Annotated in this window: 27 protein-coding genes, 2 pseudogenes and 1 riboswitch; of the genes and pseudogenes, 11 read left to right on the top strand and 18 right to left on the bottom strand. The window is 44.6% G+C overall.

The genetic code is table 11. From position 1 onward, the window contains the following. Positions 1–32: 32 nt before the first annotated feature. A complete protein-coding gene (locus GD631_RS21035; RefSeq protein ID WP_143257938.1) occupies positions 33–1,397 on the top strand; it encodes a TolC family protein in 1,365 nt (454 codons plus the stop codon). A gap of 154 nt (positions 1,398–1,551) precedes the next feature. Here the strand turns inward: GD631_RS21035 and GD631_RS21030 are convergent. The 7 genes and pseudogenes from GD631_RS21030 to GD631_RS21000 all read right to left on the bottom strand — a co-directional run. Further along, positions 1,552–1,827: pseudogene (locus GD631_RS21030) on the bottom strand (hypothetical protein); the annotation flags it as partial. A gap of 19 nt (positions 1,828–1,846) precedes the next feature. After that, the gene (locus GD631_RS21025; RefSeq protein WP_143257940.1) at positions 1,847–2,470 is read right to left on the bottom strand and encodes an NYN domain-containing protein; all 624 of its coding nucleotides are present in this window, start codon (positions 2,468–2,470) and stop codon (positions 1,847–1,849) included. Between the two features lie 318 nt (positions 2,471–2,788). Next, positions 2,789–3,850 (bottom strand): DUF4373 domain-containing protein, encoded by a 1,062-nt coding sequence (locus GD631_RS21020; RefSeq protein WP_143257941.1) that lies wholly within the window; start codon positions 3,848–3,850, stop codon positions 2,789–2,791. A gap of 33 nt (positions 3,851–3,883) precedes the next feature. Beyond that, positions 3,884–4,327, bottom strand: a complete 444-nt coding sequence (locus GD631_RS21015) for an N-acetylmuramoyl-L-alanine amidase (RefSeq protein WP_009038703.1) — start codon at positions 4,325–4,327, stop codon at positions 3,884–3,886. Beyond that, complete coding sequence (locus GD631_RS21010) at positions 4,324–5,079, bottom strand: HNH endonuclease family protein (RefSeq protein WP_143257942.1); 756 nt, start codon at positions 5,077–5,079, stop codon at positions 4,324–4,326. Before GD631_RS21010 ends, GD631_RS21015 begins: the two co-directional genes overlap by 4 nt. Before the next feature lie 109 nt (positions 5,080–5,188). Next, the gene (locus tag GD631_RS21005) at positions 5,189–5,413 is read right to left on the bottom strand and encodes a hypothetical protein (RefSeq protein WP_143257943.1); all 225 of its coding nucleotides are present in this window, start codon (positions 5,411–5,413) and stop codon (positions 5,189–5,191) included. A 178-nt stretch (positions 5,414–5,591) separates the two neighbouring features. Beyond that, positions 5,592–5,936, bottom strand: a complete 345-nt coding sequence (locus GD631_RS21000; protein WP_008770759.1) for an SH3 beta-barrel fold-containing protein — start codon at positions 5,934–5,936, stop codon at positions 5,592–5,594. Positions 5,937–6,206: 270 nt separating this feature from the next. Between GD631_RS21000 and GD631_RS20995 the strand changes: the two genes are divergently transcribed. Then, a complete protein-coding gene (locus GD631_RS20995; RefSeq protein ID WP_244983349.1) occupies positions 6,207–6,662 on the top strand; it encodes a hypothetical protein in 456 nt (151 codons plus the stop codon). Between the two features lie 267 nt (positions 6,663–6,929). On the opposite strand, the gene GD631_RS20990 is transcribed toward GD631_RS20995, so the two are convergent. Beyond that, positions 6,930–7,202, bottom strand: coding sequence for a DUF4248 domain-containing protein (locus GD631_RS20990; RefSeq protein ID WP_143257945.1), 273 nt, complete (start codon positions 7,200–7,202; stop codon positions 6,930–6,932). Positions 7,203–7,551: 349 nt separating this feature from the next. On the opposite strand from GD631_RS20990, the gene GD631_RS20985 reads away from it, so the two are divergent. The 4 genes from GD631_RS20985 (at position 7,552) to nrdG (ending at position 12,871) form a co-directional block, all read left to right on the top strand. Further along, positions 7,552–8,064 (top strand): HU family DNA-binding protein, encoded by a 513-nt coding sequence (locus GD631_RS20985; RefSeq protein ID WP_143257946.1) that lies wholly within the window; start codon positions 7,552–7,554, stop codon positions 8,062–8,064. A gap of 463 nt (positions 8,065–8,527) precedes the next feature. Further along, positions 8,528–9,388 carry an Rpn family recombination-promoting nuclease/putative transposase gene (locus GD631_RS20980; RefSeq protein WP_009038696.1) on the top strand — a complete coding sequence of 287 codons (861 nt, stop codon included), beginning with the start codon at positions 8,528–8,530 and terminating at the stop codon, positions 9,386–9,388. Positions 9,389–9,676: 288 nt separating this feature from the next. Beyond that, positions 9,677–9,865, top strand: a riboswitch (cobalamin riboswitch). A gap of 32 nt (positions 9,866–9,897) precedes the next feature. Then, complete coding sequence (locus GD631_RS20975) at positions 9,898–12,291, top strand: anaerobic ribonucleoside triphosphate reductase (RefSeq protein WP_143257947.1); 2,394 nt, start codon at positions 9,898–9,900, stop codon at positions 12,289–12,291. Positions 12,292–12,412: 121 nt separating this feature from the next. Continuing rightward, the gene (gene nrdG / locus GD631_RS20970) at positions 12,413–12,871 is read left to right on the top strand and encodes an anaerobic ribonucleoside-triphosphate reductase activating protein (RefSeq protein ID WP_143257948.1); all 459 of its coding nucleotides are present in this window, start codon (positions 12,413–12,415) and stop codon (positions 12,869–12,871) included. Positions 12,872–13,062: 191 nt separating this feature from the next. Here the strand turns inward: nrdG and rseP are convergent, their stop codons facing one another. From rseP to tsaB, 7 genes are all read right to left on the bottom strand, one after another. Further along, positions 13,063–14,418 (bottom strand): RIP metalloprotease RseP, encoded by a 1,356-nt coding sequence (gene rseP / locus GD631_RS20965; RefSeq protein WP_004317003.1) that lies wholly within the window; start codon positions 14,416–14,418, stop codon positions 13,063–13,065. A 28-nt stretch (positions 14,419–14,446) separates the two neighbouring features. Then, positions 14,447–15,616 (bottom strand): 1-deoxy-D-xylulose-5-phosphate reductoisomerase, encoded by a 1,170-nt coding sequence (locus tag GD631_RS20960; protein WP_143257949.1) that lies wholly within the window; start codon positions 15,614–15,616, stop codon positions 14,447–14,449. Between the two features lie 16 nt (positions 15,617–15,632). Then, on the bottom strand, positions 15,633–16,493 hold the full coding sequence (locus GD631_RS20955; RefSeq protein ID WP_143257950.1) for a M23 family metallopeptidase: 861 nt from the start codon (positions 16,491–16,493) through the stop codon (positions 15,633–15,635). Positions 16,494–16,631: 138 nt separating this feature from the next. Then, positions 16,632–17,186 carry a ribosome maturation factor RimM gene (rimM, locus tag GD631_RS20950; RefSeq protein ID WP_143257951.1) on the bottom strand — a complete coding sequence of 185 codons (555 nt, stop codon included), beginning with the start codon at positions 17,184–17,186 and terminating at the stop codon, positions 16,632–16,634. Beyond that, the gene (gene murA / locus GD631_RS20945) at positions 17,183–18,487 is read right to left on the bottom strand and encodes a UDP-N-acetylglucosamine 1-carboxyvinyltransferase (RefSeq protein WP_143257952.1); all 1,305 of its coding nucleotides are present in this window, start codon (positions 18,485–18,487) and stop codon (positions 17,183–17,185) included. The genes rimM and murA overlap by 4 nt, the downstream gene beginning before the upstream one ends. 59 nt (positions 18,488–18,546) lie before the next feature. Further along, the gene (locus GD631_RS20940) at positions 18,547–19,158 is read right to left on the bottom strand and encodes a DUF4290 domain-containing protein (RefSeq protein ID WP_004316998.1); all 612 of its coding nucleotides are present in this window, start codon (positions 19,156–19,158) and stop codon (positions 18,547–18,549) included. A gap of 104 nt (positions 19,159–19,262) precedes the next feature. Then, the gene (gene tsaB, locus GD631_RS20935; RefSeq protein WP_004316997.1) at positions 19,263–19,952 is read right to left on the bottom strand and encodes a tRNA (adenosine(37)-N6)-threonylcarbamoyltransferase complex dimerization subunit type 1 TsaB; all 690 of its coding nucleotides are present in this window, start codon (positions 19,950–19,952) and stop codon (positions 19,263–19,265) included. 89 nt (positions 19,953–20,041) lie between these two features. Here tsaB and GD631_RS20930 point away from each other — a divergent pair, with 89 nt between their 5' ends. The 4 genes from GD631_RS20930 (at position 20,042) to nadD (ending at position 22,386) form a co-directional block, all read left to right on the top strand. Then, the gene (locus GD631_RS20930) at positions 20,042–20,920 is read left to right on the top strand and encodes a YicC/YloC family endoribonuclease (RefSeq protein WP_143257953.1); all 879 of its coding nucleotides are present in this window, start codon (positions 20,042–20,044) and stop codon (positions 20,918–20,920) included. 56 nt (positions 20,921–20,976) lie between these two features. After that, positions 20,977–21,543, top strand: a complete 567-nt coding sequence (gene gmk / locus GD631_RS20925; RefSeq protein ID WP_143257954.1) for a guanylate kinase — start codon at positions 20,977–20,979, stop codon at positions 21,541–21,543. An 87-nt stretch (positions 21,544–21,630) separates the two neighbouring features. Continuing rightward, a complete protein-coding gene (locus tag GD631_RS20920) occupies positions 21,631–21,774 on the top strand; it encodes a YciI family protein (protein ID WP_342356069.1) in 144 nt (47 codons plus the stop codon). Positions 21,775–21,804: 30 nt separating this feature from the next. Next, positions 21,805–22,386: a nicotinate (nicotinamide) nucleotide adenylyltransferase gene (gene nadD / locus GD631_RS20915; RefSeq protein WP_229067658.1), complete on the top strand. Its 582-nt coding sequence runs from the start codon at positions 21,805–21,807 to the stop codon at positions 22,384–22,386. A 5-nt stretch (positions 22,387–22,391) separates the two neighbouring features. Here the strand turns inward: nadD and GD631_RS20910 are convergent. Continuing rightward, positions 22,392–22,580: pseudogene (locus GD631_RS20910) on the bottom strand (ATPase); the annotation flags it as partial. Positions 22,581–22,684: 104 nt separating this feature from the next. After that, positions 22,685–23,764: a metallophosphoesterase gene (locus GD631_RS20905; RefSeq protein WP_143257993.1), complete on the bottom strand. Its 1,080-nt coding sequence runs from the start codon at positions 23,762–23,764 to the stop codon at positions 22,685–22,687. Between the two features lie 136 nt (positions 23,765–23,900). Between GD631_RS20905 and GD631_RS20900 the strand changes: the two genes are divergently transcribed. Then, positions 23,901–24,794, top strand: a complete 894-nt coding sequence (locus tag GD631_RS20900) for a 1,4-dihydroxy-2-naphthoate polyprenyltransferase (protein ID WP_143257956.1) — start codon at positions 23,901–23,903, stop codon at positions 24,792–24,794. A 3-nt stretch (positions 24,795–24,797) separates the two neighbouring features. Here GD631_RS20900 and rfbB read toward each other — a convergent pair whose 3' ends face one another. Further along, the gene (gene rfbB, locus GD631_RS20895) at positions 24,798–25,934 is read right to left on the bottom strand and encodes a dTDP-glucose 4,6-dehydratase (protein WP_008641275.1); all 1,137 of its coding nucleotides are present in this window, start codon (positions 25,932–25,934) and stop codon (positions 24,798–24,800) included. Between the last annotated feature and the right edge of the window lie 6 nt (positions 25,935–25,940).

Raw genomic sequence — 25,940 nt, 5'->3', positions numbered from 1 at the left:
CTCATTAGTTTATATCATAAATTTATAGTTGAATGAGAAAAATAATAATTCTGTCCGCGGCAACACTCGTTTTGAGTAGTTGCGGTATCTATAATAAATACAAACCGGTGTCGGAAGTTCCCGAAGGACTTTACGGCAGCGAGTCAGTTGCTGTCGCCGATACGGCAAACTTCGGCAACCTCTCGTGGCGGGAGGTCTTTACCGACCCGTCTTTGCAAAGTCTGATTGACTCGGCACTTGTGCGCAACACCGATATGCAGACTGCCCACTTGCGTGTGAAAGAAGCGGAAGCTACCTTGCTGACGTCCAAACTGTCTTATCTGCCTTCTTTATTCCTTGCGCCGGAAGGGGCTGCCAGCAGCTTCGACCGTGGAAAGGCGACGCAGACTTACTCTTTGCCCGTGACCGCTTCGTGGGAACTGGATATTTTCGGAAAAGTGACCACCGCAAAGCGTCGTGCGAAAGCTGCTTATGAGCAGAGCAAGGAATATGAACAAGCTGTAAAGACACAATTGGTGGCATCTGTTGCCAACACCTATTACACTTTGTTGATGCTCGATTCGCAGTATGAGATAGCTGTTGCCACCGAAGCTGCCTGGAAGGAAAGCGTGAACGCCACTCGTGCCATGAAAAAAGCCGGTATGGTGAACGAGGCGGGACTGGCACAGACGGAGGCTACCTATTATAATATATGTACCACCGTGCTCGACCTGAAAGAACAAATCAACCAGGCAGAGAATTCACTGGCGTTGTTGCTGGCGGAAACTCCCCATGAGATACAGCGTGGCAAACTGGGGAACCAGCAGTTGCCGGAAAACTTCTCCGTAGGTGTTCCCTTGCAGATGCTTTCCAACCGTCCCGATGTGCGTAGCGCAGAATTCTCGTTGGCGCAGGCTTTCTACACCACCAATGCCGCCCGTGCCGCTTTCTATCCTTCCATTACGTTGAGTGGCAGCGCAGGCTGGACTAATAGTGCAGGGGGGATGATTGTCAATCCGGGTAAGTTTCTGGCTTCTGCCGTAGCTTCTCTGACGCAGCCTCTATTTAATAAAGGCGCCAACATCGCCCAGCTGAAAATAGCGAAAGCCCAGCAAGAGGAAGCCCGCCTTAGCTTCGAACAAACCTTGCTGAATGCAGGTGTGGAAGTGAACGAAGCACTGGTGAAGTATCAGACTGCCCGCGAGAAAGCCGACTACTACGACAAGCAGGTGGCATCTTTGCAAACAGCCGCCAAGAGCACGAGCCTGTTGATGAAGCATGGCAACACCACTTATCTGGAAGTGCTGACGGCACAACAGACGTTGCTCAACGCGCAACTGTCACAAGTGGCGAACCGCTTTACCGAAATTCAGGGTGTGATTACGTTGTATCAGGCTTTGGGTGGCGGCCGTATGTAGGGAGGTATGTTTAAAATGGATGGCATCCGTTACATTGACGAGCATCTGGTACCTGATTATTTGAATGTTTGTGTATGAAGAGAAAGAGGTGGGCTACCCTGTGAAGGGGAACTCACCTCTTTTGTTTTATTCGTTCGTAAACGATTTGTTTACTCTATAACTCTTCGATCATGCTTAAAGGTAAATCAGTACATTCGGCAATAGATTGGTTGTCTATCCCTTTGGCTTTCATATTCCGGGCTATTTGTAGTTGGGCTTTTTGGGCGCCTTCTTTCATCCCTTTTTGTTCAGCTGCATCCATTGTCACCAAATAATCGCGGTACACCTTGACGCTATTGTCGTATCGCTCCCTGTCTTCCGGAGACATAGAAGCCACATCAGCGATATCTTCCAATTTCTCGAAGACAGCTTTTCGTGCCTTGAACGGCAAGATAGGTCGATATAAAATCTTATTTCCACTCATCCGGGCGTTCTATTACATATCCGTTTGGTAGCTGCACTTTTTGGGGTAATATATGTTTCTTGAATATATTAAAAGCGCCATCAAGTTTACGTGTGCCATCACTTAGGTTCGATAAGTTAGATGAATATCTGTTAGGAGGAAAATATACATAGACCTTTTGTGATGGGTTAAATTCTCTTATTAGCTCTACAGGTGGTATTAAATCGCTGTCTGCTGATACAATGATAGCAATGTCACAGCGCTTTTTATAGGCGTCCGACAGAATCTTTGTAGCTATTCGTACATCTGTCTCTTTTTCTTCAAAAGAATGAATGATACCACCGCAATAACGGCATTTAATCTCTTTTTTGAGGTATTTACCCAATATCAAGTTAAATTTGGGGTTACATTTGTTTGCTTGAAATAGTTTATCTTGTCTATCGTGTTTGCCTGCATCTGTTGGACGAGCTGAAAAATAATTGACTTCTACCAATTCTTGATAGGACTTTAGAAAACTATTAAAGAAGCTGACTAAATCCAGCCAATAACACATTTTCCATTTTTTGGACTTCAGCCCGTAATAGAAATTAAAACCGTCTACATAGACTATTACTTTCTTTTTGTCTTCCATAGTGTTATATATAAAAAAACCCATCTTTAATTGATGGGTCAGCCTTAGTATTTCTCAACTAAGGGGGGTAATTTGTACTACAAAGGTACAAATCTTTTTTAGAATAACAAATTGATAGGTTCTTTTTCTTCCTTTTTTATGATTTATTCTATTCTTTGGTTTCTCGAGTTACAAATACTGGCTCTACAAGTCGAGGCCTTTTCCTTGTATGATAAAGATGCGATAGTTTTTGGTTTTCTATCTTTCTTTGCCTGAATTTATGATATAAACGAATGATGATGGCATACTTCGTTTTTATATTCAGACTTTTTCCCCGGTTTATCTTCCCCTGATTAGCTTTTTCAGTGTCCCGTTGTATGTGTTCTCAAATTCTGTCGGATGATTGAGCGCCCAAAGAATGTAATCACCCGGTTCGTTCTTTTTGAGTAGGGTAGGGCGGTATTGGGAACTAAGGATTTTCCATAAAATCCCGCCGGGACCTCCCAGTTCTTTACGTCGGGCAAGGGCGGCAATCGCTTTCACGGTCTGTTCGTTCCGGATACCGATTGTTTGCATATTTAGTAGAAGTATAGCTTCCGATCCCCCTCCCGTTTGCATCCCTTCCGAAATCGTTTTCGGAGCTGTTTCTAAGACCGTTTTCGGAGCTGTTCCCGGAGCTGTTTTCGGAGCTGTTCCCGAAGTTGTTTCAGAAACCGTCTCCGCAGTAGATTCCGTTTTTTCTCTTCCAATCGATTTATCCAAAGACAAACCCTCTACAACGACAGGCGAAGCCTGAAAAACGCTGTTTGACGGAACGGGCGGCATTATCCTCTCATTCTTTTTTTCGCATTTTCCTTGTCTCTCTGTCTCTTTGTCTTTTTTGATTTCAGATTTGCTCTCATTTTCCATATCCATTTCCTGTTTACCTTTGGTATCTGTATCCGTTTCCTCTTTTGTTTGTGGCATTGTTGTAGCAAAATCATGGGATTCTGTTACATCTTTAAAATCTTCCTTGATAAGCCAGAAATGTTCCAGAGGTAATTTGTATTTTCTCCGGCTGTCGGTGATGATTTTATGATATTGTTCCTGAATGGCCTGTGAAGTCAATACACCGTACTCCTTATATATAAGATCGTCGAACAGCCCTACCGCCAGGCAATCATCAATGATGGCCTGCATTTCCTCCTCCCCGCAACACGCTTCTTGGGCGATGTCGAAGAGCGTGTCTTTGTTCCACGAAATATAATAACCTTTCTCTTTATAAATGAGGCAAAGCAGTGAAGTGAGCGCAGCAATCCCTGCCGCATGGTGGCGACAGGAGATGCGGCGTACTTTTCTGTCCTGCAGAAAATTGACATCGAGGGGAAAATAATCTAATCCGGGTTTGGAAATGCGGGCCATGATGATAAATTACTGATTGTAAATAATTGATAATTATTGAATAAACTCCGCTTTTACATCGAAGCAGGGGCAGGATTTTATATACTCGTTCGGTGAGATAATACCGTCTCCATTAAGGTCGGGACTGGTGTCCCGATGTCCTATCACCTGTTGCAGAGAAGGGAAGACAAGGCGCAAATCTTCTACCAGCCGGACAAGTGCTTCACGCTGCGCTTCCGTTCGTGTGTCGGCAGGCCGACCGTTCCTGTCCAGTCCGCCAATGTAGCAGATACCGATAGACCGATGATTCCATCCCGTGCAATGTGCTCCGTCGAGGGCAACATCCCTTCCCGGTTCAACCGTGCCGTCGAGACGGACGACGAAGTGATAACCGATAGAACGGAAGCCGCGTTGACGATGCCAGCGGTCGATGTCGGCAGCGGTAAAATCCTGTCCCGCACGAGTGGCGGAACAGTGGATGATGATGGTGTCTCTCATTGTGAAATCCTCCTTTCTTGTTTGCGTATAGTAGGGGAGGTGAATCCGAAGGCGGCAGCCTCCTCTGCAGACAGTTGACGGTAATATTGCTTTGTCACCGAGTGGTGCACCGGAGTGAAAGGAGCGTGAATCGGTGGTACAGCCGTATCCGTTATTGCCGGTGAGTTTAAAAAGACAGGCAGTTTGGATAAAGCCGATGAATTGGCAAAGGGAACCTTCATGAAATCGTTTCCCCGATGTTGCCTTGCACGTAGGTTATGTAGCCATACACGATCCGGATGTTTCAGTTGCAGGATGAGCCAGTGTTGGTGTGACGGTTTCAGGCGTTCCTCTCTGCCCATTTCTTTCATAGACGGGTAGGCACGTAAAATGATTCCTTTCGCATCCGTTACGGCGTAGGGAGTTTTGCGGGAACCTGTTCCGGTGGGGCGTAATCCTGTGCGGATGGCGTGCATCGTGTTGGTGTATGCATCGCACCATTCAAGGTTTGACACGTGGTTGTTCATCGTGTTTCCGTCAAGGTGGTTTATTTGCGGCAGATGTTTCGGGTTCGGAATAAATGCCTTGGCAATTAAGCGGTGGACGTGGTAATCGGTACAAATTCCTTTATTCAGGAGTGATACCGTTTCATAACCGGTTCCGATGATTCTAGTGCAAAGAATTAACTTCGATTTGCCCTTGAAACTCAATACCCGCCCATGATCTGAAATCATATAGTCGGGGTTTTCTTCAATAAATCTCCAATTTTCCATACTTGATACTGATAAATGTTAATAAAATTATACTCTGTTAAAAAAATAGCCGCTTCTCTGAATTTAGCAAGGAGAAACGGCGTTTCCTGCATCTGTTAAACGGCGCTTCCTAGTGTGGAAAAGCGGCGTTGTCTGTATGTGTTAAACGGCGTTTCTTGCTGTCTTCATCTTGCTCTGTACAAGGTTCGAGCCGTTCGGCACAGTGAATGAGAAATTCTAATTCTTCCCGGCAGCCTTGAATCGCTTCTTGCAGGGAGTCTACATTATACTGTCTGCAAAGAGCTTCCCACTCTTTTCGTTCTTGTTGATTCATTCCTTTTTCTTGTAGATTCATTTTCTTTTTCAATAGATTCATTCTTCTTCCTGCAGGTTCATCCTTCTTCCTGCAGGTTCATCCTTCTTCCTGCAGGTTCATCCTTCTTCCTGCAGGTTCATCCTTCTTCCTGCAGATTCATTCTTCTTCCTGCAGGTTCATCCTTCTTCCTGCAGATTCATCCTTTTTTCCTGCAGATTCATTCCACTTCGATATCCAGAAAATTTTCAGCATGAAAGGTGCGCCAGCCTTTGGCATCGATGTCGTAATAGACGACAAATGTGTTCTCCGGTTTCGGTGTGTACGGGCGGCGGAAACTATGTTCGTAGCCGATGAGTGTGCCGGTGGCACGACGGATGGTTCCATCTTGCTTGGTATATCGGAAACAGACGTTTCCGTGATGCATTTGTCGGATAAGCTTTCCTATCCGGTGAGCCGTGACGAGTGCGTCGTGCCGGCTCATGCCATTACTTTGCCGGATGACAGCGGCCTGTTTCATAAGCCGTATCCGTTGAAGTGAATGATTCTTTTTGATTTCAGTCATTTTTTTATTCGGTTTATTTTTGATTACGGTGGCAAAGGTAGAAGATGAGTTGCGTAAAGGTTGTGCAAGCTTGACGCATAAAAAAAGAATGGATACGAATGTGTCATGCTTGAATGAGCCGATGCGTTAAAAGATTCGACCCATATTTGAATTTATTCATGGAATAAGAACGAATGTGTCATGCTTGAACACAAATGTTAAAAGAAATATCAGACTTTTGTGGAATATTTATAAACGAATAGAAGAAAAATGGTAGATAAAAAAATTAAAGTGAAAAGTAGGAATAAACAGAGTAAAGCAATCGGTGTCCGTCATAGTGAAGATGATGTTAAGAAAGCGGTGGTGGATTGTATTTTTAAGATAGAACAGTTGAATAATATTCCGGAAGGCTATGTGGCGAACAATTCGAATTGTTCGCGCTCTTCAATAGGACGTATATGCAAATGTAAATTTAATGGTCAGAGTCCTATCCCCGATTGGACAACTATTCATAATTATTCTGCTTGTATCATTGGAAGGTCTGAATTTATTCCCGGATTTCCCGAAGTGTTGTGCCAAATTTTAAATCTAATAGTTGACGATTCGGCAGATATAAACTGCACGGTGGATGATGACTGCCATATAGACATTGAAATTCGGTTTCATACCTCCAAAAAACTGGTTAAGGATCCTACGGAAGAGGAAGGAGATAAGAAGATAGGGACAAAGAGGAACAATAAAAAGTAGAATTAAAGACGAAAATCGAAGGAATGGACCGATGACGGGGCTGCTGTTGGCTTTCGTCGGAGGTCACTGCCGATTTTATGAAACCGTCGGGAGGAAATTCCTCGGAATTAGGCGGCTTCGGGCGATATTCTTGTCCGGTTAGGAATTTATCTTTTAGACGCGGATGACGGACGCGGATGACGGACGTGGATGACGGACGCGGATTTTTAAATAGCTGTGCAGCTTTAAAAATCCGTGTCATCCCTTTCCGTACCGCACCTTTGTTTTTTAGGGTTCTCCCAAAAACTTGAAGAATAGTCCAACTTGAGCCGGAGTAAGTAAGATTGCCTTTTCGCTGTAGCCGGTTTGGGCGAGTGCGGCTTGTAGTGCCGTATTTTTGGCAATCCAACTGCGGAGGGTGCGGCGTGCCGAGGCAGGCTGTATGTGAGGTAGATAAAGTGTGGCCAGCTGACTTTTGCTGTAAGTCTGTATGCGGGTAGAGTTTGCCGTCTCCGGTATTTCTTTTGGGCTGACGGAGGGGGCTGTTGTTTCTGTTTTCATTGTCGATACTTTCTATTATTAGTAGGTGTTCATAATTAGTTTATATCATAATTTAGGCGCGGATTACTCCTGAAAAAATAGCCATTAATTAGTAGCGGGAGCTTATCTGTTTTTTTTAGTTTATCCTGTGTGAATACGAAGATACGCTTTTTTATGCCAAGTGGTTCAGCTTTGTACAGAAGCCTCTGTTGGCATAGTTCGTGTAGAAGTTGTGCCTGTTTGTTGTCTCTTGTGACGAGTCGTCACGTCGTGTTCTTCTGCTTTTTTCTTTTCATATACTTTTGCTTTCGTAATCGGTTACAGATAGAATTTATTCATTAATCATTAAAAAGAAGAAAGGAAAAAAAGTATGCCATTAATTTACAAACCGTATCAGGCAACGCTTGCCAACAAGGAAGGACAGAAACTTTATTATCCCCGTCTGGTGAAATTCGGGAAAATGGTCAACACGCAGAAGATGGCGGAATTGATTGCGGAAAAAGCCTCGCTGACGGCGGGTGATGTTCACAACGTTATTCGCAACCTGATGTCGGTGATGCGTGAACAGTTGCTCAACAGTCGCACGGTACGTCTCGAAGGCTTGGGGACGTTTACTATGATTGCCAAGGCAAACGGGAAAGGGGTAGAGTTGGAAAATAAGGTCAGCAGTTCGCAGATCACTTCATTGCGTTGCCAGTTTACGCCCGAATACACTCGTGCCGCCGACGGGAGTGCTACCCGTGCGTTGACCACCGGAGTGGAGTTTGTGCACATCAAGGATGTAGCGGGTTCGTTTGTGGCCGATGATGTCATTGACAAAGACCCGGATGAGGATAATAAACCTGGTGGTGGAAGCGGAGAAGCGCCGGACCCGGCAGCTTAACCGGGAGTTCAATCGACAGCTGAATCCGCAGGGACTAACTGATAAGTTTGTCGGGCAAACTAAAGCTTATTAATGGACGACTAATCAGTAGCCGCGAATCGGGTATAGCTGATGGTTGCACTTCGACCGATATAAAATAGATTATCAACCTTAAAAGAAAAGCGAATGAAATTATTATTGGAAAAGTTGTTAGACATTCTTGAGGCTGTTCTGCGGTTCCGTCATCGGAGAAGCAGTAAGACAGAAAAAGATTAGTGTACGTGCCGCACGTAGCTCACGGAACCGGTAACGAACGTGGAGCAACTCATAAAGTGAAAGTAAAGTAAGGCTCAAGGCTCAAATGAAGAAGCTGTCTCCCGATGAATGAGGCAGCTTTTTTTTGTATCCATTTATTTTCTTCTATTCTTGACCGTATTCAACAAAAAAACTCTATCTTTGTTTTATAATTGAGACACAGCATATAATGGGAAGATTTATCAATCCCTTTACCGATTTTGGCTTTAAGTTTTTATTCGGCAGAGAGGTAGAAAAGGAGTTGTTAATCGACTTCTTGAACGATTTGCTCGTAGGAGAGCATGTGATTACCGACATCAGGTTCCTTAACAACGAACAGCCGCCGGAAGTAAAAACAGAACGAGGTCTTATCTACGACATCTATTGCGTGACCGATACCGGTGAACGTATTATCGTAGAAATGCAGAACCGGGAACAACCTTACTTTAAAGATCGTGCCCTCTTCTATCTTTCTAGGGCCATTACGCAGCAAGCGAAAAGGGGAGTTTGGAACTTCCAGCTGGATGCCGTGTACGGAGTGTTCTTCATGAATTTCGTGATGGATAAGGATATGCCCTCTAAAATTAGAACGGATATCGTTCTTTCTGACAGGGATACGGGGAAGCTCTTCAGCAACAAGTTCCGGCAGATTTTTATCGAACTGCCGAACTTCAATAAAGAAGAGGATGAATGTGAAAATGATTTTGAACGCTGGATTTATATACTAAAGCATATGGATACACTTGACCGGATGCCTTTCAAGGCTCGCAAGGCCGTCTTCGAGCGACTTGAAAAGTTGGCTTCCAAAGCAAATATGACCCAGGAGGAAAGAGCCCAGTATGAAGAAGAATGGAAAGTTTATAACGATTATTTTAATACGTTGGACTTTGCTGAACAGAAGGGTTTACAAAAAGGCTTACAAAAAGGTTTGCAGAAAGGTTTGCAAAAAGGTAAAGAAGAAACAGCTCGTAATTTGAAAGAATTAGGTGTGGCTGACGATATTATTATGAAATCTACTGGGCTTTCGAAAGAAGAAATAGAAAAATTATAATTTCTTTCATTCTATCGGAAAGAAAGTTTTTGTCGAAAGTGAAAAAATAGTCTATAACTTATGAAGCAAACGATAGTTGTGGAGACTTTTAACACATCCTTTTTCCGCTAAGGGTAAAGTACCTGAAAACTATATATGTCTTTTGGGTGAAATAAACGGATTTGGAATATTATCCACGTTAAAATCAGAAAAAAGTTTTCCGTTTTGGAAAACTTTCTGTATCAGCGAGAAAGAAAAGTTTCCCGAAATTTAATGTTAAAAGCTAACCAAGCTATGATATAATCTCCTATCTTTGTATCCGGTTTCGGAACTAAAAAGAGGTTTAGTCAATGAGGGAACGCTGTGCAAATCGGCGACAGTACCCGCTGCTGTAATTCTCTAAGAATCCGCACAATAGGCCACTGCATCGATGCCGGTGTGGGAAGGTGTTGCGGGGGAGAGATAAGTCAGAAGACCTGCCGAAGAGATTTTCTATTTTTAATTTATTAATGCTTTCGGGAGTTAAAGTTATGAACTACGCGGAAATTTGTATCATCAAACGTGATGGTAAAAGAGAAGATTTCTCTATCAGTAAGATTAAGAATGCAATCAGTAAAGCATTCAGTGCAAGTGGTATTCAGGATGAGCAGCAGTTGATTGCTGACATCACCATGAATGTTATCAGTCAGTTTGCTACCCCCACGATCACCGTAGAAGAGATTCAGGACTTGGTGGAAAAGTCGTTGATGAAAGTGCGGCCGGAAGTAGCGAAGAAATACATCATCTATCGCGAATGGCGGAATACGGAGCGTGAGAAGAAAACCCAGATGAAACAGGTGATGGACGGCATTGTGGCTATCGACAAGAACGATGTCAATTTGAGCAACGCCAACATGAGCAGTCACACCCCTGCCGGACAGATGATGACGTTCGCTTCCGAAGTGACTAAAGATTACACCTATAAATACTTGTTGCCGAAACGTTTTGCCGAAGCACACCAGTTGGGAGACATTCACATCCACGACCTGGACTATTATCCGACAAAGACGACAACCTGCATCCAATATGATATGGACGACCTCTTTGAACGCGGTTTCCGCACAAAGAACGGTAGCATCCGCACCCCGCAAAGCATCCAAAGCTATGCTACGCTGGCTACCATCATCTTTCAGACCAACCAAAATGAGCAGCATGGCGGACAGGCGATTCCGGCTTTCGACTTCTTCATGGCAAAAGGAGTAGCCAAATCTTTCCGCAAGCATCTGGCATCGTTTATCAACTTCTATGTGGCTATGGAAAACGGAAATCAGGCCGATGAGAAATCCATCCGCACGTTGATTAAAGAATACCTTCCGTCTATCAAGTCCACCGAGGCCGAACGCGAAACATTGCGCATCGCTCTGGTCGCTTTACAGATCATTATAGATAAGGAACACCTTGCCCGCATCGTCGAAAAAGCCTACCAGCAGACCCGTAAAGATACGCATCAGGCAATGGAAGGATTCATCCACAACCTGAACACGATGCATTCTCGTGGCGGTAACCAAGTGGTATTCAGTTCCATCAACTACGGAACGGACACTTCTGCCGAAGGCCGCATGGTGATCGAAGAACTGCTGAAAGCTACCATTGAAGGCCTCGGCACCAGAGGAGAAGTGCCCGTATTCCCCATCCAGATATTCAAGGTGAAAGACGGCGTTTCTTACTCGGAGAAAGACTTTGAGAAAGCAATGAAAGCGGAGAACATCGAAGAGGCAATGACCGACAGTTACGAGGCTCCCAACTTCGACTTGCTATTAAAGGCTTGCCAGACCACTGCGAAAGCGTTGTTCCCGAACTTCATGTTTCTCGACACACCTTTCAACCAGAACGAGAAATGGAAAGCCGACGATCCGCAACGTTACATCTACGAACTGGCAACGATGGGCTGCCGTACCCGTGTCTTTGAAAATGTGGCCGGAGAAAAATCGTCTTTAGGACGTGGCAATCTTTCGTTCACCACACTGAATATGCCAAGACTGGCTATCGAAGCCCGTATCAAAGCGGAAAATCTGGTAGAAGATGAACGCAACAAGGACGCCATCGAACAAAAGGCAAAAGAAATTTTCATCGAATCCGTACACCAAATGTCTGTGCTCGTGGCCGACCAGCTTTACGAACGTTATCAGTATCAGCGTACGGCCCTGGCACGCCAGTTCCCGTTCATGATGGGAAATAATGTGTGGAAAGGCGGCGGAGAACTGAATCCGAATGAACAGGTGGGAGACGCCTTGCGCAGCGGTACACTGGGGATCGGATTTATCGGCGGACACAACGCGATGGTGGCTCTCTACGGACAAGGTCACGGACACAACCAGAAAGCATGGGACACGCTGTATGAAGCGGTGATGGAAATGAATAAAGTGGTAGACGAATATAAAGAGAAATATAACCTGAACTACTCCGTTCTGGCTACTCCTGCCGAAGGACTTTCGGGACGTTTCACGAAAATGGACCGCCGGAAATATGGAAAAATCCCCGGAGTGACAGATCGCGACTATTATGTCAACTCTTTCCATGTAGACGTGAAAGAACCGATCAGCATCGTTGAGAAAATCAAGCGTGAAGCTCCGTTCCACGCTATTACGCGCGGAGGACATATCACGTATGTGGAGCTGGACGGTGAAGCGCAGAAGAATGTGCGTGCCATTGCCAAGATTGTGAAAGTGATGCACGACGAAGGAATTGGATACGGCTCTATCAATCACCCGGTAGACACTTGTCATAACTGTGGCTACAAGGGAGTTATCTTCGATAAATGCCCTGTATGCCAGAGTGAAAGTATTCTCCGTATGCGCCGTATCACCGGTTATCTGACGGGCGACTTAAGCTCTTGGAACTCTGCCAAACGTGCAGAAGAGAAGGACCGTGTAAAGCATTTGTAGAATAAATGTTTGATAATTGATGAATGGATAATGAACGGTGCTTGATGAAAGCGTTACGGTTCATTATCCATTATTCGCTTATTCATTTTCAATTATTCATTGTCCATTATCCATTAAAGAAGTGAATTTATTAGGAACTTATTCTGAAACGATTGTTGACGGTGAAGGTATCAGGTATTCTATTTATCTTGCCGGCTGCTCTCATCATTGTCCCGGTTGCCATAATCCGGAGAGTTGGAATCCGGGCGCAGGGGAAGAACTGACAGAGGAGAAAATACAGTCCATCATCCATGAAATCAAAGCGAATCCTTTGTTGGACGGCGTTACTTTCTCCGGCGGTGATCCGTTTTTTCATCCGGAAGAATTTCTGCTTTTACTGAAACGGGTGAAAGAGGAAACAGGGATGAACGTGTGGTGCTACACCGGATATACATACGAAGAAATAAAAAAACAGTCTCGTTTGAGTGCCGCTCTTGCCTATATAGATGTATTGGTGGACGGACGCTTTGAACAGGCGCTTTTTTCTCCATATCTGGAGTTTAGGGGAAGTAGTAATCAGCGGATTTTGAAGTTGAAGTAACTGACTCTTTTCCACTAAAGAAACTTATAAAGTCAGGCGAATTGGAAATAAATAAACTGAATTGAAAACAAATAGGTACAGAGAATAAATAGGCACGGATTACACAGATTTCACGGTTTCTTAATTATACCGTGAAGTCTGTGTAATCCGTGCCTAAATCTATCTCTTATCTGAATCTATGCTTTGAAATTCTAGAAGAAGAACCTTAGAATATCGTTGAAGTTAGCCCATATCAACAGACCGAAGAGTAGAATCATACCGGTCATTTGAGCGTATTCCATAAATTTGTCGCTCGGTTTGCGGCGAGCTATCATCTCGTAGAAGAGGAAGAGCACGTGGCCGCCGTCCAATGCGGGGATAGGGAGGATATTCATGAAAGCCAGAATGATGGAAAGGAAGGCTGTCATATACCAGAACTGGTGCCAATCCCATGTAGCGGGGAAGATGCTGCCGATCGTTCCGAAGCCACCTAGCTGTTTGGCTCCTTCTTTCGAGAAGAGGTATTTCATGTTTCCTACGTATCCTTTCAGTGTTTTAACGCCGAGGGAGACACCTGCCGGGAAGGATTCGAAGAAAGTATATTCTTTTTTCACCATAGGGAGCAGGCGGTCTGTGACGAGACAGGCGGTTACGCCCATCAGGTAGGCAGAATCTACACGCATATTCAATGTGTCGGTTACGCCGCCACGCACATAGGTCAGTGTAATCAGGCGCGGATCGATGCTGTCTTTGAGCAGGGTTTCCGCGTTTTTTTTACGTTCTGCCATCGCTTCTTTGAAGTCGGAGAAAGAAATCGGTGTTCCGTTCAGGGCGATAATGCTGTCACCCGGTTGGATGCCTGCTTGTGCGGCAGGAGAGTTCACCATTACGCTGTCTATCACGTACGGGAAACGGTAGGAGGCAAAACGGATGCTGTCTGCCAGAAGGCGTTGCATCAAGTCTTCAGGGATATAAACGGACGCTTTCGCGCCGTTGCGGATAACGCTTACTTCGCGGGCATCGGCAATCTGGCTCAACATATCGCCGTCATAACGTTCGAAAGGAACGCCGTCGGCAGAAAGAAGGATGTCACCGTCCTGAAAACCTACGGATTTGGCTGTTTCGTTAAAATCCATACCGAGAGGAGCTTCCTGCACCTTTATATATTGGTCGCCCCACGCAAAAAGAATCATCGAGTAGATGAACAGAGCCAACAGGAAGTTGAACAGTACACCACCCACCATGATCAGCAGACGTTGCCATGCCGGTTTGGAGCGGAACTCCCACGGTTGTTCGGGTTGTTTCATCTGCTCGGTATCCATCGACTCGTCAATCATACCGGCTATCTTGACATAACCACCCAATGGCAGCCAACCTACTGCATATTCTGTGTCACTTTTCTTGGGTTTGAATTTAAACAGGGTGAACCAGGGGTCAAAAAATAAGCAGAATTTTTCTACACGCACCTTAAACAAACGGGCAAAAAGAAAATGCCCGCCTTCATGAATGATAACGAGCAAAGATAAGCTCATAATCAATTGCAGGGCACGAATCAAAAATGTTTCCATATGGTCTATTTACAGTTTATATTAATATTTATATCAGGCTTGCCGCTATCTTTCTTGCTTCGGCATCCGTAGCTACATAATCATCATAGGTAGGGTTGGCAATGAAGGTAACCCGTTCCATTGTTTTTTCTATCACGTCACTCATACCGAGGAAGCTGATGCCGTCTTTCAGGAAAGAGGCTACCATCACTTCATTGGCGGCATTGACGATGCAAGGCATATTCCCCCCGCGATACATCGCTTCGTAGGCGAGTGCCAGATTGCGGAATCGTTTCGTGTCGGGTTGCTCGAACGTCAGGTTCGTGCATTTGGAAAAATCAAGCCTGTCGAAAGAAGAACTGATACGATCGGGATAGGAGAATGCATACTGGATGGGCAGGCGCATATCGGGCATGCCCAACTGTGCTTTTATAGCTCCGTCTTCAAACTGCACCATCGAGTGAATGACTGATTGCGGATGCACAACCACCTCAATCTGACTGGGCTGGACACCGAACAGCCATTTGGCTTCGATCACTTCAAAACCTTTGTTCATCATAGAAGCAGAATCAATCGTGATTTTCGCTCCCATCTCCCAGTTGGGGTGTTTCAAGGCCTGTGTCTTAGTCACGGACTTTAATTGTTCCAAAGTATAAGTGCGGAACGGACCTCCGGAGGCAGTCAATATCACTTTCTCAATCGGATTGCCCACTTCTCCCGCTAAACACTGAAAAACGGCGGAGTGTTCAGAGTCTACCGGCAGAATCGGAGTGCGATATTGTTGTGCCAGCTGGTTAATCAGTTCACCCGCTACTACCAATGTTTCCTTATTTGCCAACGCAATCGCTTTCTTGGCGCGGATCGCGTTGATTGTCGGCTTCAGTCCGGCATAACCGACCATGGCTGTCAATACCGTGTCGATGGGACCTGCTTCCACAATCTGACAGATAGCGTCGGTTCCTGCATACACCTTGATAGGCAGGTCACTCAATGCTTCTTTCAGTTCGGAATACTTTTCTTCGTTGGCTATCACTACCACTTCTGGCTGGAACTTCCGTGCCTGCGCAATCAGTAGTTCCACACGATTGTTGGCTGTCAGTGCATAGGCTTCATACAGGTCGGGATGCTCTTCGATGACTTGCAAAGCCTGCGTCCCGATGGAACCTGTGGAGCCTAGAATAGCTATTTGTTTTTTCTTTTTGTTAGTCTCTATATTCATTTTATCTATCATCACTTTAAAACACGATGTATTTTTCCGGATTTACCGGGTGACCTTTATACCAAAGTTCGAAGTGCAGGTGTGGTCCTGTACTAAGTGTTCCGCTATTTCCTACCAAAGCGATGGCTTCGCCTCCTTTCACTCGTTCACCTTCCTTTTTCAGGAGAGAGCCGCAGTGTTTGTAGATCGAAATTAAATCCTGATTGTGTTGTACGCCAATCAGATAACCGGTTTCTGCAGTGTATGTACTAAGGATGACGGTTCCGTCCATGGTTGCCAGTACGCTTTCGTTGGGATTGGCGGCAATATCGGTGCCGTAATGTTTCTTTTCGGCATTGAAGTGATCGGACACCATACCTCGTGTCGGACGGTATAATATCAATCCGGTCACGTCCGGTTGGGAAGTGATGGAGGTCAGATTGTATTTCTCGCTCTCCTCATACTGACGGCGGAATTCTTCTTCCCGCTTGGTACGTTCCATCAACGTGTCTTCACGGGCAGCAGTCAGCGAATCAAGCGTTTGCACACTGTCGATAGGCACTTTCCCGCTGAAGATGTCTTGAATGTTCATGATGTAGAGGTTCTGCTTGTTGAGCACTTGTTGCAAAGAGTCTACACGCAGCGCATTGTCTACAATCTGTGTACGGACTTCACTGTTCATATATCCCGGAAGATAATTGCGCAACGGGGTGAAGGTAATGATGCAGGAGGCAATCAGGAAAAGCACTGCCAGCACGCAAAGTAAAACGGATAGTCCATTGAGTTTGGATACACGAAGTCCGACAATTTCTTCAAGTGTATTTTCATTAACGATCGTTAGTTTATACTTGAACTTGAAATTTTTCCAGAAAGCTTTACTTCGTCTTCTCTTTGGCATCTTTGGTAATTAAAGATTAAAAATTAAAAATTAAAAGGGGCTGCGGCCGGACTAATCTTTATTTAGGCACGGATGGCATGGCTCCTCGGTGAATTTTGATTAATGAAAACCGTGGAATCCGTGTCATCCGTGCCTGATTTATCCGGGAGCTGTGTCATCTGTCTCCAACTCATCCAGATTGAGCAACCCTTCGGGAAGCTCCACGGTGATGAGTTTTTGTTTCTGATCTATCCCTACGATAAATTCCTCTTGGGCGGGAACGAGTAGTTCCTCTTCTTCTTCTCTTTCAACCACAAAAAGGGTGTTTACCGTAGTGGTATCTATATCTATCACTTCTCCCAGAGGTCCGTGATGAATGTCTTCCATTTGGAAGCCGATAAAGAAGTTCCAGGACAATTCACCGTCTTCCGCTTCTTCCACGTGCTTTACGGGGAAGTAAACTTCGATGTTGGTGAACATTCGGGCACGTTCGGCGGTGTCTATCCCTTCCAGTTTTACCAAAGCGGTGGAGTCGGAACGGAAACGGTACTCTTCGATGAAGAAAGGCACGAAAATACCGTCGAGCAGGCATATCAGGTAATCGCAGTCCACACGGTCGAAAATGTCGTCGGTAAACGTAAACTGCAATTCGCCGTGAATGCCATGCGGCTTATTGAATAATCCTATCTTATATACTTCTTCTTTCTTTATCATATTCGGGTGATTCTGGCTCCGATAGCGTTCAGACGTCCTTCGATGTTCTGATAGCCACGGTCTATCTGTTCGATGTTACTAATGGTACTGGTTCCTTCGGCGCTCATGGCGGCAATCAGGAGGGCGATACCGGCACGTATGTCCGGTGAAGTCAGGCGGGCACCGCGCAGCTTGAAGCCATGATTGTGTCCGATGACTACGGCACGGTGAGGGTCGCAAAGGATAATCTGTGCACCCATATCGATCAGCTTGTCTACAAAGAACAGGCGGCTTTCGAACATCTTCTGATGGATCAGTACGCTGCCTTTGGCTTGTGTGGCTACAACGAGCATCACACTAAGCAAGTCGGGAGTCAGTCCCGGCCAGGTGGCGTCGGCTATCGTCATGATGGAGCCGTCGATGAATGATTCTATCTGGTAAGTTTCCTGTGCGGGAACATAAATATCATCTCCTCTCTGTTCGAGCTTGATGCCCAGGCGGCGGAAGCTCTCGGGGATGATTCCAAGGTTCTCGTAAGAAACGTTCTTGATGGTGATTTCGCTTTTTGTCATGGCTGCCATACCGATAAAACTGCCGACTTCAATCATATCGGGCAGTACGGTGTGTTGTGTACCATGCAATTCTTCCACGCCTTCAATAGTAAGCAGGTTGGATGCAATTCCGCTGATTTTTGCTCCCATCCGGTTGAGCAACCGGCAGAGTTGTTGCAGGTAAGGTTCGCAGGCCGCGTTATAGATGGTAGTAGTGCCTTTGGCAAGCACGGCAGCCATTACGATATTGGCTGTTCCGGTGACGGACGCTTCGTCCAGCAGCATATAGCTTCCTTGGAGTCTGTCGGCTGTTATTTCATAAATGCCCCGTCCTTCATCATAACGGAAGTCCGCTCCTAAATTCTGAATACCTACAAAGTGAGTGTCCAAACGGCGGCGGCCGATTTTATCTCCTCCCGGCTTGGATATCAATGCTTTGCCGAAACGTGCCACCATAGGGCCAATCAGCATAACAGAGCCTCGCAGACTGGAGCATTTCTTTAAAAATTCATCGCTTTCCAGATAAGCCAAGTCTACATTCTCTGCTTTAAAACTATAAGAATCAATGCCTTTCTTTGCAACCGTCACTCCCATCTCGCGCAAGAGCTGAATCAAGTTGTTGACATCAAGAATGTCGGGAATATTGTTCACTGTTACTTCCTCTGCGGTTAGCAACGTGGCACAGATTATCTGCAAAACTTCGTTTTTAGCTCCTTGCGGGTGAATTTCTCCGCAAAGCCGATGTCCTCCTTCGATTACAAATGAAGCCATTAATTTAAAGTATTAAGTAAATATCAAGTATAATTCAAGTATTAAGTTTTAACCGCACGCTAGTATCTTCTCTTATTGTTCTGACGATTATTGGTATAGTTCGTCTTCGGACGATAATTCTGGTTCAGGCGTTCTGCCATCAGCCGGACGATATCGTCAGTCATTTGGAGTTCCCCGTTGGAGAGTTCATACAGGTCTTCGGCGATCTTTTTGTCGTCCACTGTATCTTTGTTCCATGCCAGGTAGTCCTTTTTCATGTGGTTGCAGATGAGGGCTATCAGATTTCTCTTTTCGTTTCCTTCGGGAAATTCGATTGCTTTCTTTATCAGCACTTCCAGTGTGCGTCCGTAGTGGCGATAACGCATACGGGCAGTGGAGTAGGGGATCGGATCCGGACGAGTCACCAGGTTGTCCTTACGGATGATTTCATACGGGTAGTCAATATCCAGCTCAAAACCGGACATGATAGCCAAGTGATCCCAAAGCTTGTGCTTGAAGTCGGGTACATCACGCAAATGGGGGAACATATTTCCCATAATGTTGATGATGGTGTTAGCACAACGCTGACGTTCTGCACGATCCTGAATGGTCAACGCATAATCTACCATGTTCTGGATGCTACGCCCATATTCGGGAAGCGGCATTCTTTTTTGTTGAGTATTGTATTGCATTTATTTAATTGAAAGTTTAAAATTAAAAATTAAAGACTTGACTGGTGGGCTGTTGATAATGAAATTTATTATCTATCACCTATCATTTATCACCTGTCATCTGGTTAAAGAAGTTTTTTCGGCATGGAAGCAACGAATTCTTTCAGGTAGAAAGGTTCGAAGTAAGCCACGTCTTTATAATCTTCGTCGGCTATTGCTTTTTCTGCCAGCGGGAACATCATTTTAGCCAACGGATGAATATTGTCGATAAAATGTGCGTTCGGATGCGTGATCTGTTCGCGGCATTTGTCGGCCCCGTTTCCAAAGAAATAAACCGGTTGCTCGTTCAGAAACTCCAAGTAAGAGTTTTCGTCTACAATGTCGGCTGCTACTGCACGTTTTACCTGAAGTCTGCGATCATAAACGGCTGCGTATACTTCCATGCGGCGGGCGTCGATCATCGGACAAAGCAAAGCGTCTTCGGGCAAGTCGTGATACAATAATACTGGAACAGTTAATACTTCCAGCGTAGGGATACCGATCAATGGGACGTTACGTCCGTAACAAACTCCTTTCGCCATAGAAACCCCGATTCGGAGTCCGGTGTAAGAACCCGGCCCGCAACTCACTGCGACTGCATCCAAAGGGATGGCATGACTGTCTATGAAAGACAACGCTTCATCTACAAAAACTCCTAAAGACACGGCGTGTGAAGGGCCTTTCAAGTCTTCTTTCACAAAAATCGTCTGTCCGTCTTGACTGGCCGCTACCGAGCAAACAGAGGTAGAGGTTTCAATATTCAGTATACACGACATAAAAATCAGCTTATTAAATTGTCGCAAATTTACATGATTATTTCCAATTCTTAAAATATTCGTGTACTTTTGCACAAAACTTTAAGGTTATGATACAGTCTATGACAGGATACGGTAAAGCTACGGCCGAACTTCCTGATAAAAAAATAAATGTAGAAATCAAGTCGCTCAACAGCAAGGCAATGGATTTATCCACTCGCATCGCTCCGGCGTATCGTGAAAAAGAGATTGAAATCCGTAATGAGATTTCTAAAGTCCTGGAACGTGGAAAGGTCGATTTCAGCCTGTGGATTGAGAAGAAAGAGGCGGCAGAAAATGCGACTCCTATCAATCAAGTATTGGTGGAAGGTTACTACAAACAGATTTTGGCAATCTCGCAGAATCTTGGTATTCCTGTTCCCGCTGACTGGTTTCAGACATTGCTCCGTATGCCGGATGTGATGACTAAAACGGAAATCCAGGAACTGAGCGAAGAGGAATGGAAAATGGTGCATGCCACTGTGCTTGATGCTATCAGTCATCTGGTAGATTTCCGCAAACAGGAAGGTGCCGCACTGGAAAAGAAGTTCCGTGAGAAGATCGCTAATATCTCAAGCTTGCTCGAGAAGATCGTTCCTTACGAAAAAGAACGTGTGGAAAAAGTGAAAGAACGCATTACGGATGCTCTCGAAAAGACATTAAGTGTGGATTATGACAAGAACCGCCTGGAGCAGGAATTGATTTATTACATTGAGAAACTGGATGTCAATGAAGAAAAACAACGTCTTAGCAACCATCTGAAATATTTCATCAGCACAATGGAAAGCGGTAATGGACAAGGTAAGAAACTTGGTTTTATCGCCCAGGAAATGGGGCGGGAAATCAATACGTTAGGTAGCAAGTCCAATCATGCTGAAATGCAGAAAATCGTTGTTCAGATGAAAGATGAGTTGGAGCAGATTAAAGAACAGGTATTGAACGTGATGTAATTTACTTGCGTATTTATTTGCGATCAGACAACCTTAATGTTAAATAAACTTTAATAATGATCGGTAAACTAATTATTTTCTCTGCCCCGTCAGGTTCGGGCAAATCTACTATTATCAATTATCTGCTGACGCAGAATTTGAATCTTGCGTTTTCTATTTCTGCTACCAGTCGTCCTCCGCGCGGTACGGAGCAGCATGGAGTGGAATATTTCTTTCTTACACCGGAAGAATTCCGTTGTCGTATTGAGAACAATGAATTTTTGGAGTATGAGGAGGTATATAAGGACCGTTATTACGGAACGTTGAAGGCACAAGTGGAAAAGCAACTGGAAGCAGGTCAGAATGTAGTGTTTGACGTTGATGTGGTAGGGGGATGTAATATCAAGAAGTTTTATGGTGACCGTGCGTTGTCAGTGTTCATTCAACCGCCTTCGGTGGAAGAATTGCGTTGCCGGTTGGAAGGGCGCGGAACGGATGCTCCGGAAATCATTGAAAGTCGTATTGCTAAGGCGGAATATGAATTGGGGTTTGCTCCGCAATTCGATTGCGTGATTGTCAATGACGATTTGGAAGTTGCGAAGGCAGAAGCGTTGAAAGTCATCAAAGAGTTTCTGAACTCATAGTTTGGAATAAAGGTAGATGTTTGTATTAATCTTGACATATAAAGCACCTTTTTAGCTTCCGGTCCGCAAGTTCCTCGGAAGGGAGGGATTATACTTTGTCAGGCGAAAAGCAAGATGGAGGTAGAGAATATAGTGAAAGAGGATCCTTTCAATGCGATTGCTGATTATCAGATAATAGAATTTGAGGTAAATAAGGCAGTGGAGAAGTTTCAAGAATTATTAGATAAATAACTATTTATTATAACAGAGCGGGTGGTACAACTGAAAAAACAGAAAACCGGAATCTTCAGCGGGTCATTCAATCCGATTCATATCGGGCATCTCGCTTTAGCCAATTACCTTTGTGAGTATGAAGGGCTGGATGAAATCTGGTTTATGGTAAGTCCGCAGAATCCCTTAAAAACGAAGGCAGAGTTATGGAGTGACGAGCTTCGTCTTAAATTAGTGGAGTTATCTATCAGTGATTATCCTCGTTTTCGAGCTTCGGACTTTGAATTTCATTTGCCCCGTCCTTCGTATAGCGTATATACACTGGAGAAACTTCGTGAAGCGTATCCCGACCGGGAATTTTATTTCATTATCGGTTCCGATAATTGGGAACGTTTTGGACGTTGGCATCAGTCCGAACGCATCATTAAAGAGAATCAGCTCCTCATTTATCCTCGTCCCGGCTTTCCGGTAAAAGAAGAGGAATTGCCGGAAACCGTGCGTCTTGTTCATTCCCCTGTTTTTGAAATTAGTTCCACTTTTATTCGGGAAGCCTTGAATGCAGGGAAAGATATTCGTTACTTTCTACATCCGAGGGCTTGGGAGGCCATCAAGAAAGATAATATACGTCTTTGAATATATTAAAATACGTGTCCGGCAGAATATAACGGATAATTTGTCAGCCACTCTTGTTCCCGATAATCTGACATGGAAAAACGGATGCTATGCAGTCCCGGATTCTTTTCAACAAAAGAGCGCAGACTTTTCGACTGTAAATTTTCTTCTGCTTTCATTTCGACCGGAATAATACGGATTTCTTTTATTATCAGCTACTTATAGGTACGAATGTAAGCAATAAGGATAATAATAAAAAATCGTATCAAAAAAGCGTATGATGCTATTTCTGTTTTTTATTGTACCAAGTTACGATACCTTACTCCGTCAATCGATGAAGAGTAATGACGATGATTTCTGCCGGAGCACCGACACGAATCGGTAACTTTGAAGTTCCTATTCCATTTGTTATAATCAAAGGAATTTTTGCTGTATTATATGCCAGTCCGGTGATAAAACGATTGCCGTAGTGTGAGTTCAGTGCCGGGGCGACTCCGAATACACGGACTTGTCCGCCGTGAGTATGTCCTGCGAGAGCAAGGTCTGTATTGGCTATTGAAACGTCTTCTATATAATCCGGAGTATGAACCAGTAAGATGACAAAATCCTTGGGAGAGAGGGCCAAAGTGGGTGATACTCCGTTGTGCCCCAGATCAAAAGGATTGCGTACTCCGGCGATAATAATTTGCTGGCCGTCTTTGCGAAGCGTATCCACTTCATGTTCTAACGGACGCATTCCATAATGTTTCATTGTGTTCACGATGTCGTCGTGGCAACGTTCATAGTCGTTATTACCCATCACTCCATACGTTCCCATCGGTGTCTTTACACGTGCTAGTGCGGAAAACAAAGGTTCTACATATTCGCAACCTTCCTGATAATCACCACCCATCAAAAGAACGTCTGCTTTTTGGGCAATCAATAGACGGACAAGGTCGTTCAATCCTTTCTCTTTCAGCAGGCTTTTGTAATGTAAATCGGAAATGAAAGCGATGCGGAAACCTTCAAAAGCTTCGGGGACATCGCGGTGGGTGAAGTCATATTTTACTACACGGTCCACTCCTGTATAAACAGATGATACATCTACGCTGGAAGAGGTTATTTGGGTTCCACGGAGCACTCGGTCGGATTCGTACGTGTCGGTATCAGTCTCCTTTTTCTTTGTATGTTGCTTTTTGTTTTTAGAAACATCCAGTTCTTTGAGTTTCGAGTGATTGGGAACGAACAATCCGGCAATGGCGTTAGTCGTATCCGGATAAATGGAATCAGTATGTAAGACAGGGTGCGGCAAGGTAGCCACCATATTCTTTTTCGACTTACAGGAAACAAGCAAAAGCAATGTCAACAGGATAACAGGATAGATTGTTTTCTTCGTCAGTGGATAAATAGTTTTTTTCATCAATAGGGTATTTATTCTTTTCATCACAGGAGCATTTATTTTCTTCATCTTCTCTTAGTTTGAAGTTTTCCGGGATGCAAAGATACGAAAAATCATGTATCTTTGTCCGTCAAAACTCTTTATAATATATTAAAGTATGGAAGAAGTAAATCGTAACTCGCTGCAAACGTGGATATTAGCTGCACGTCCCAAAACTCTTACAGGAGCCATTACCCCTGTCTTGATAGGTACAGCTCTCGCTGCAATGGACGGATATTTTCACTGGTTGCCGGCGCTGATCTGTTGCCTGTTCGCAAGTCTGATGCAAATTGCCGCTAATTTCATCAATGACCTTTTCGACTTCCTCAAAGGGACAGACCGGGAAGACCGCTTGGGGCCCGAACGTGCTTGTGCACAGGGATGGATTTCTCCGCAAGCGATGAAAACCGGGATTATTATTACGGTTGCTCTTGCCTGTCTTATCGGTTGCACATTACTTTTCTTTGCCGGATGGGAATTGATTATCGTGGGAGTGCTTTGTGTATTATTTGCCTTTCTTTATACCACCGGTCCTTATCCTCTTTCTTACAACGGTTGGGGAGATGTACTGGTGATTGTTTTTTTCGGATTTGTGCCTGTAGGCGGAACATATTACGTGCAAGCGTTAACATGGACGCCGGATGTCACTATCGCCTCTCTGATTTGTGGACTATTGATTGATACGCTACTGGTAGTCAATAACTACCGTGACCGGGAAGCGGATGCGCGCAGTGGAAAAAGAACAGTGATCGTTCGTTTCGGTGAGAAGTTCGGCCGCTATTTTTATTTGATGCTGGGTGTTACAGCTTCTCTTCTCTGCCTGTGTTTCCTTCGTGAAGGTCATTTTTTAGCCGCTCTTCTTCCGCAACTCTATTTGATTCCTCATTTCCTCACATGGAAACGGATGGTGAAAATATATAGTGGTAAAAAACTAAACAGCATATTAGGCGAGACTTCGCGTAATATGCTGTTTATGGGTATTCTTATTGCAATAGGAATGTTGATAAATTGAGAATCATTTTCCATACATCTTTTCGTAGTAACCCTGATAATCTCCGCTGGTAACTTCTTCCACCCAAGCTTGGTTAGCCAAGTACCATTCGATTGTCTTTACGATACCGACTTCGAATTTTGTTTCGGGATACCATCCTAAAGCATTTGTAATCTTTGTAGGATCGATGGCGTAACGTTGGTCATGTCCCAGACGGTCTTTAACGAATGTAATCAGATCTTCGTTGATCCAGTCGATCGAAATATTTCCGTTTTCGTCTTTCACCTTCTTTTTGAGAACCTGGCGATATTCGGGCTTCTCTGCCATCAGACGGTGAATAGTTGAAATAGTCAGTTTTACGATTTCGAGGTTTGTCTTTTCATTATGTCCGCCAACGTTGTACACTTCTCCGTCTTTTCCTTCACGTACGACGAGGTCAATCGCTTTGCAGTGATCTTCTACATAAAGCCAGTCGCGTACATTGCTGCCGTCACCGTAGACAGGGAGATGTTTTCCTTCGAGGATATTCTTGATAATCAACGGAATCAATTTCTCCGGGAAGTGATACGGACCATAGTTGTTTGAGCAGCGGGTAATTGTTACCGGCATTTTATAAGTATCATGGTAAGCCATCACTACCATGTCTGCGCTAGTCTTAGAGGCACTGTACGGGCTGTGAGGACAAAGCGGGGTTGTTTCTGTGAAATACCCTTCGGCTCCCAGTGAACCATACACTTCGTCGGTGGATACCTGATGATAGCGTACACCTTTTCTCCAGGTAGGGTATCCTTGTTCATCTTTTCCCATTACCCATGCGCGGCGTGCACAATCCAATAAGTTCTGTGTTCCGAGAATGTTGGTAATCAGAAACAGTTGCGGATTTTCAATGCTGCGGTCAACGTGACTCTCGGCAGCGAAATTCACCACATAATCAAAACGATACTCAGCAAAAAGACCGTCTACCACATCCCGGCTACAAATGTCTCCTTTGATAAAGACGCAGCGTTCGTTGTCGATGTCTTTGGCAATCGTTCCTAAGTTACCTGCATACGTCAAAGCATCCAATATCACGACTTTGATGTCGTTATGTTTGGCCAAGATGTATTTAATGTAATTTGCCCCGATAAATCCTGCGGCACCGGTCACTAGATAAGTTTTCATATTTTA

The sequence above is a fragment of the Bacteroides luhongzhouii genome, assembly GCF_009193295.2.
Lineage (GTDB): Bacteria > Bacteroidota > Bacteroidia > Bacteroidales > Bacteroidaceae > Bacteroides > Bacteroides luhongzhouii.
This window is presented reverse-complemented; position numbering and strand designations above follow the sequence as displayed.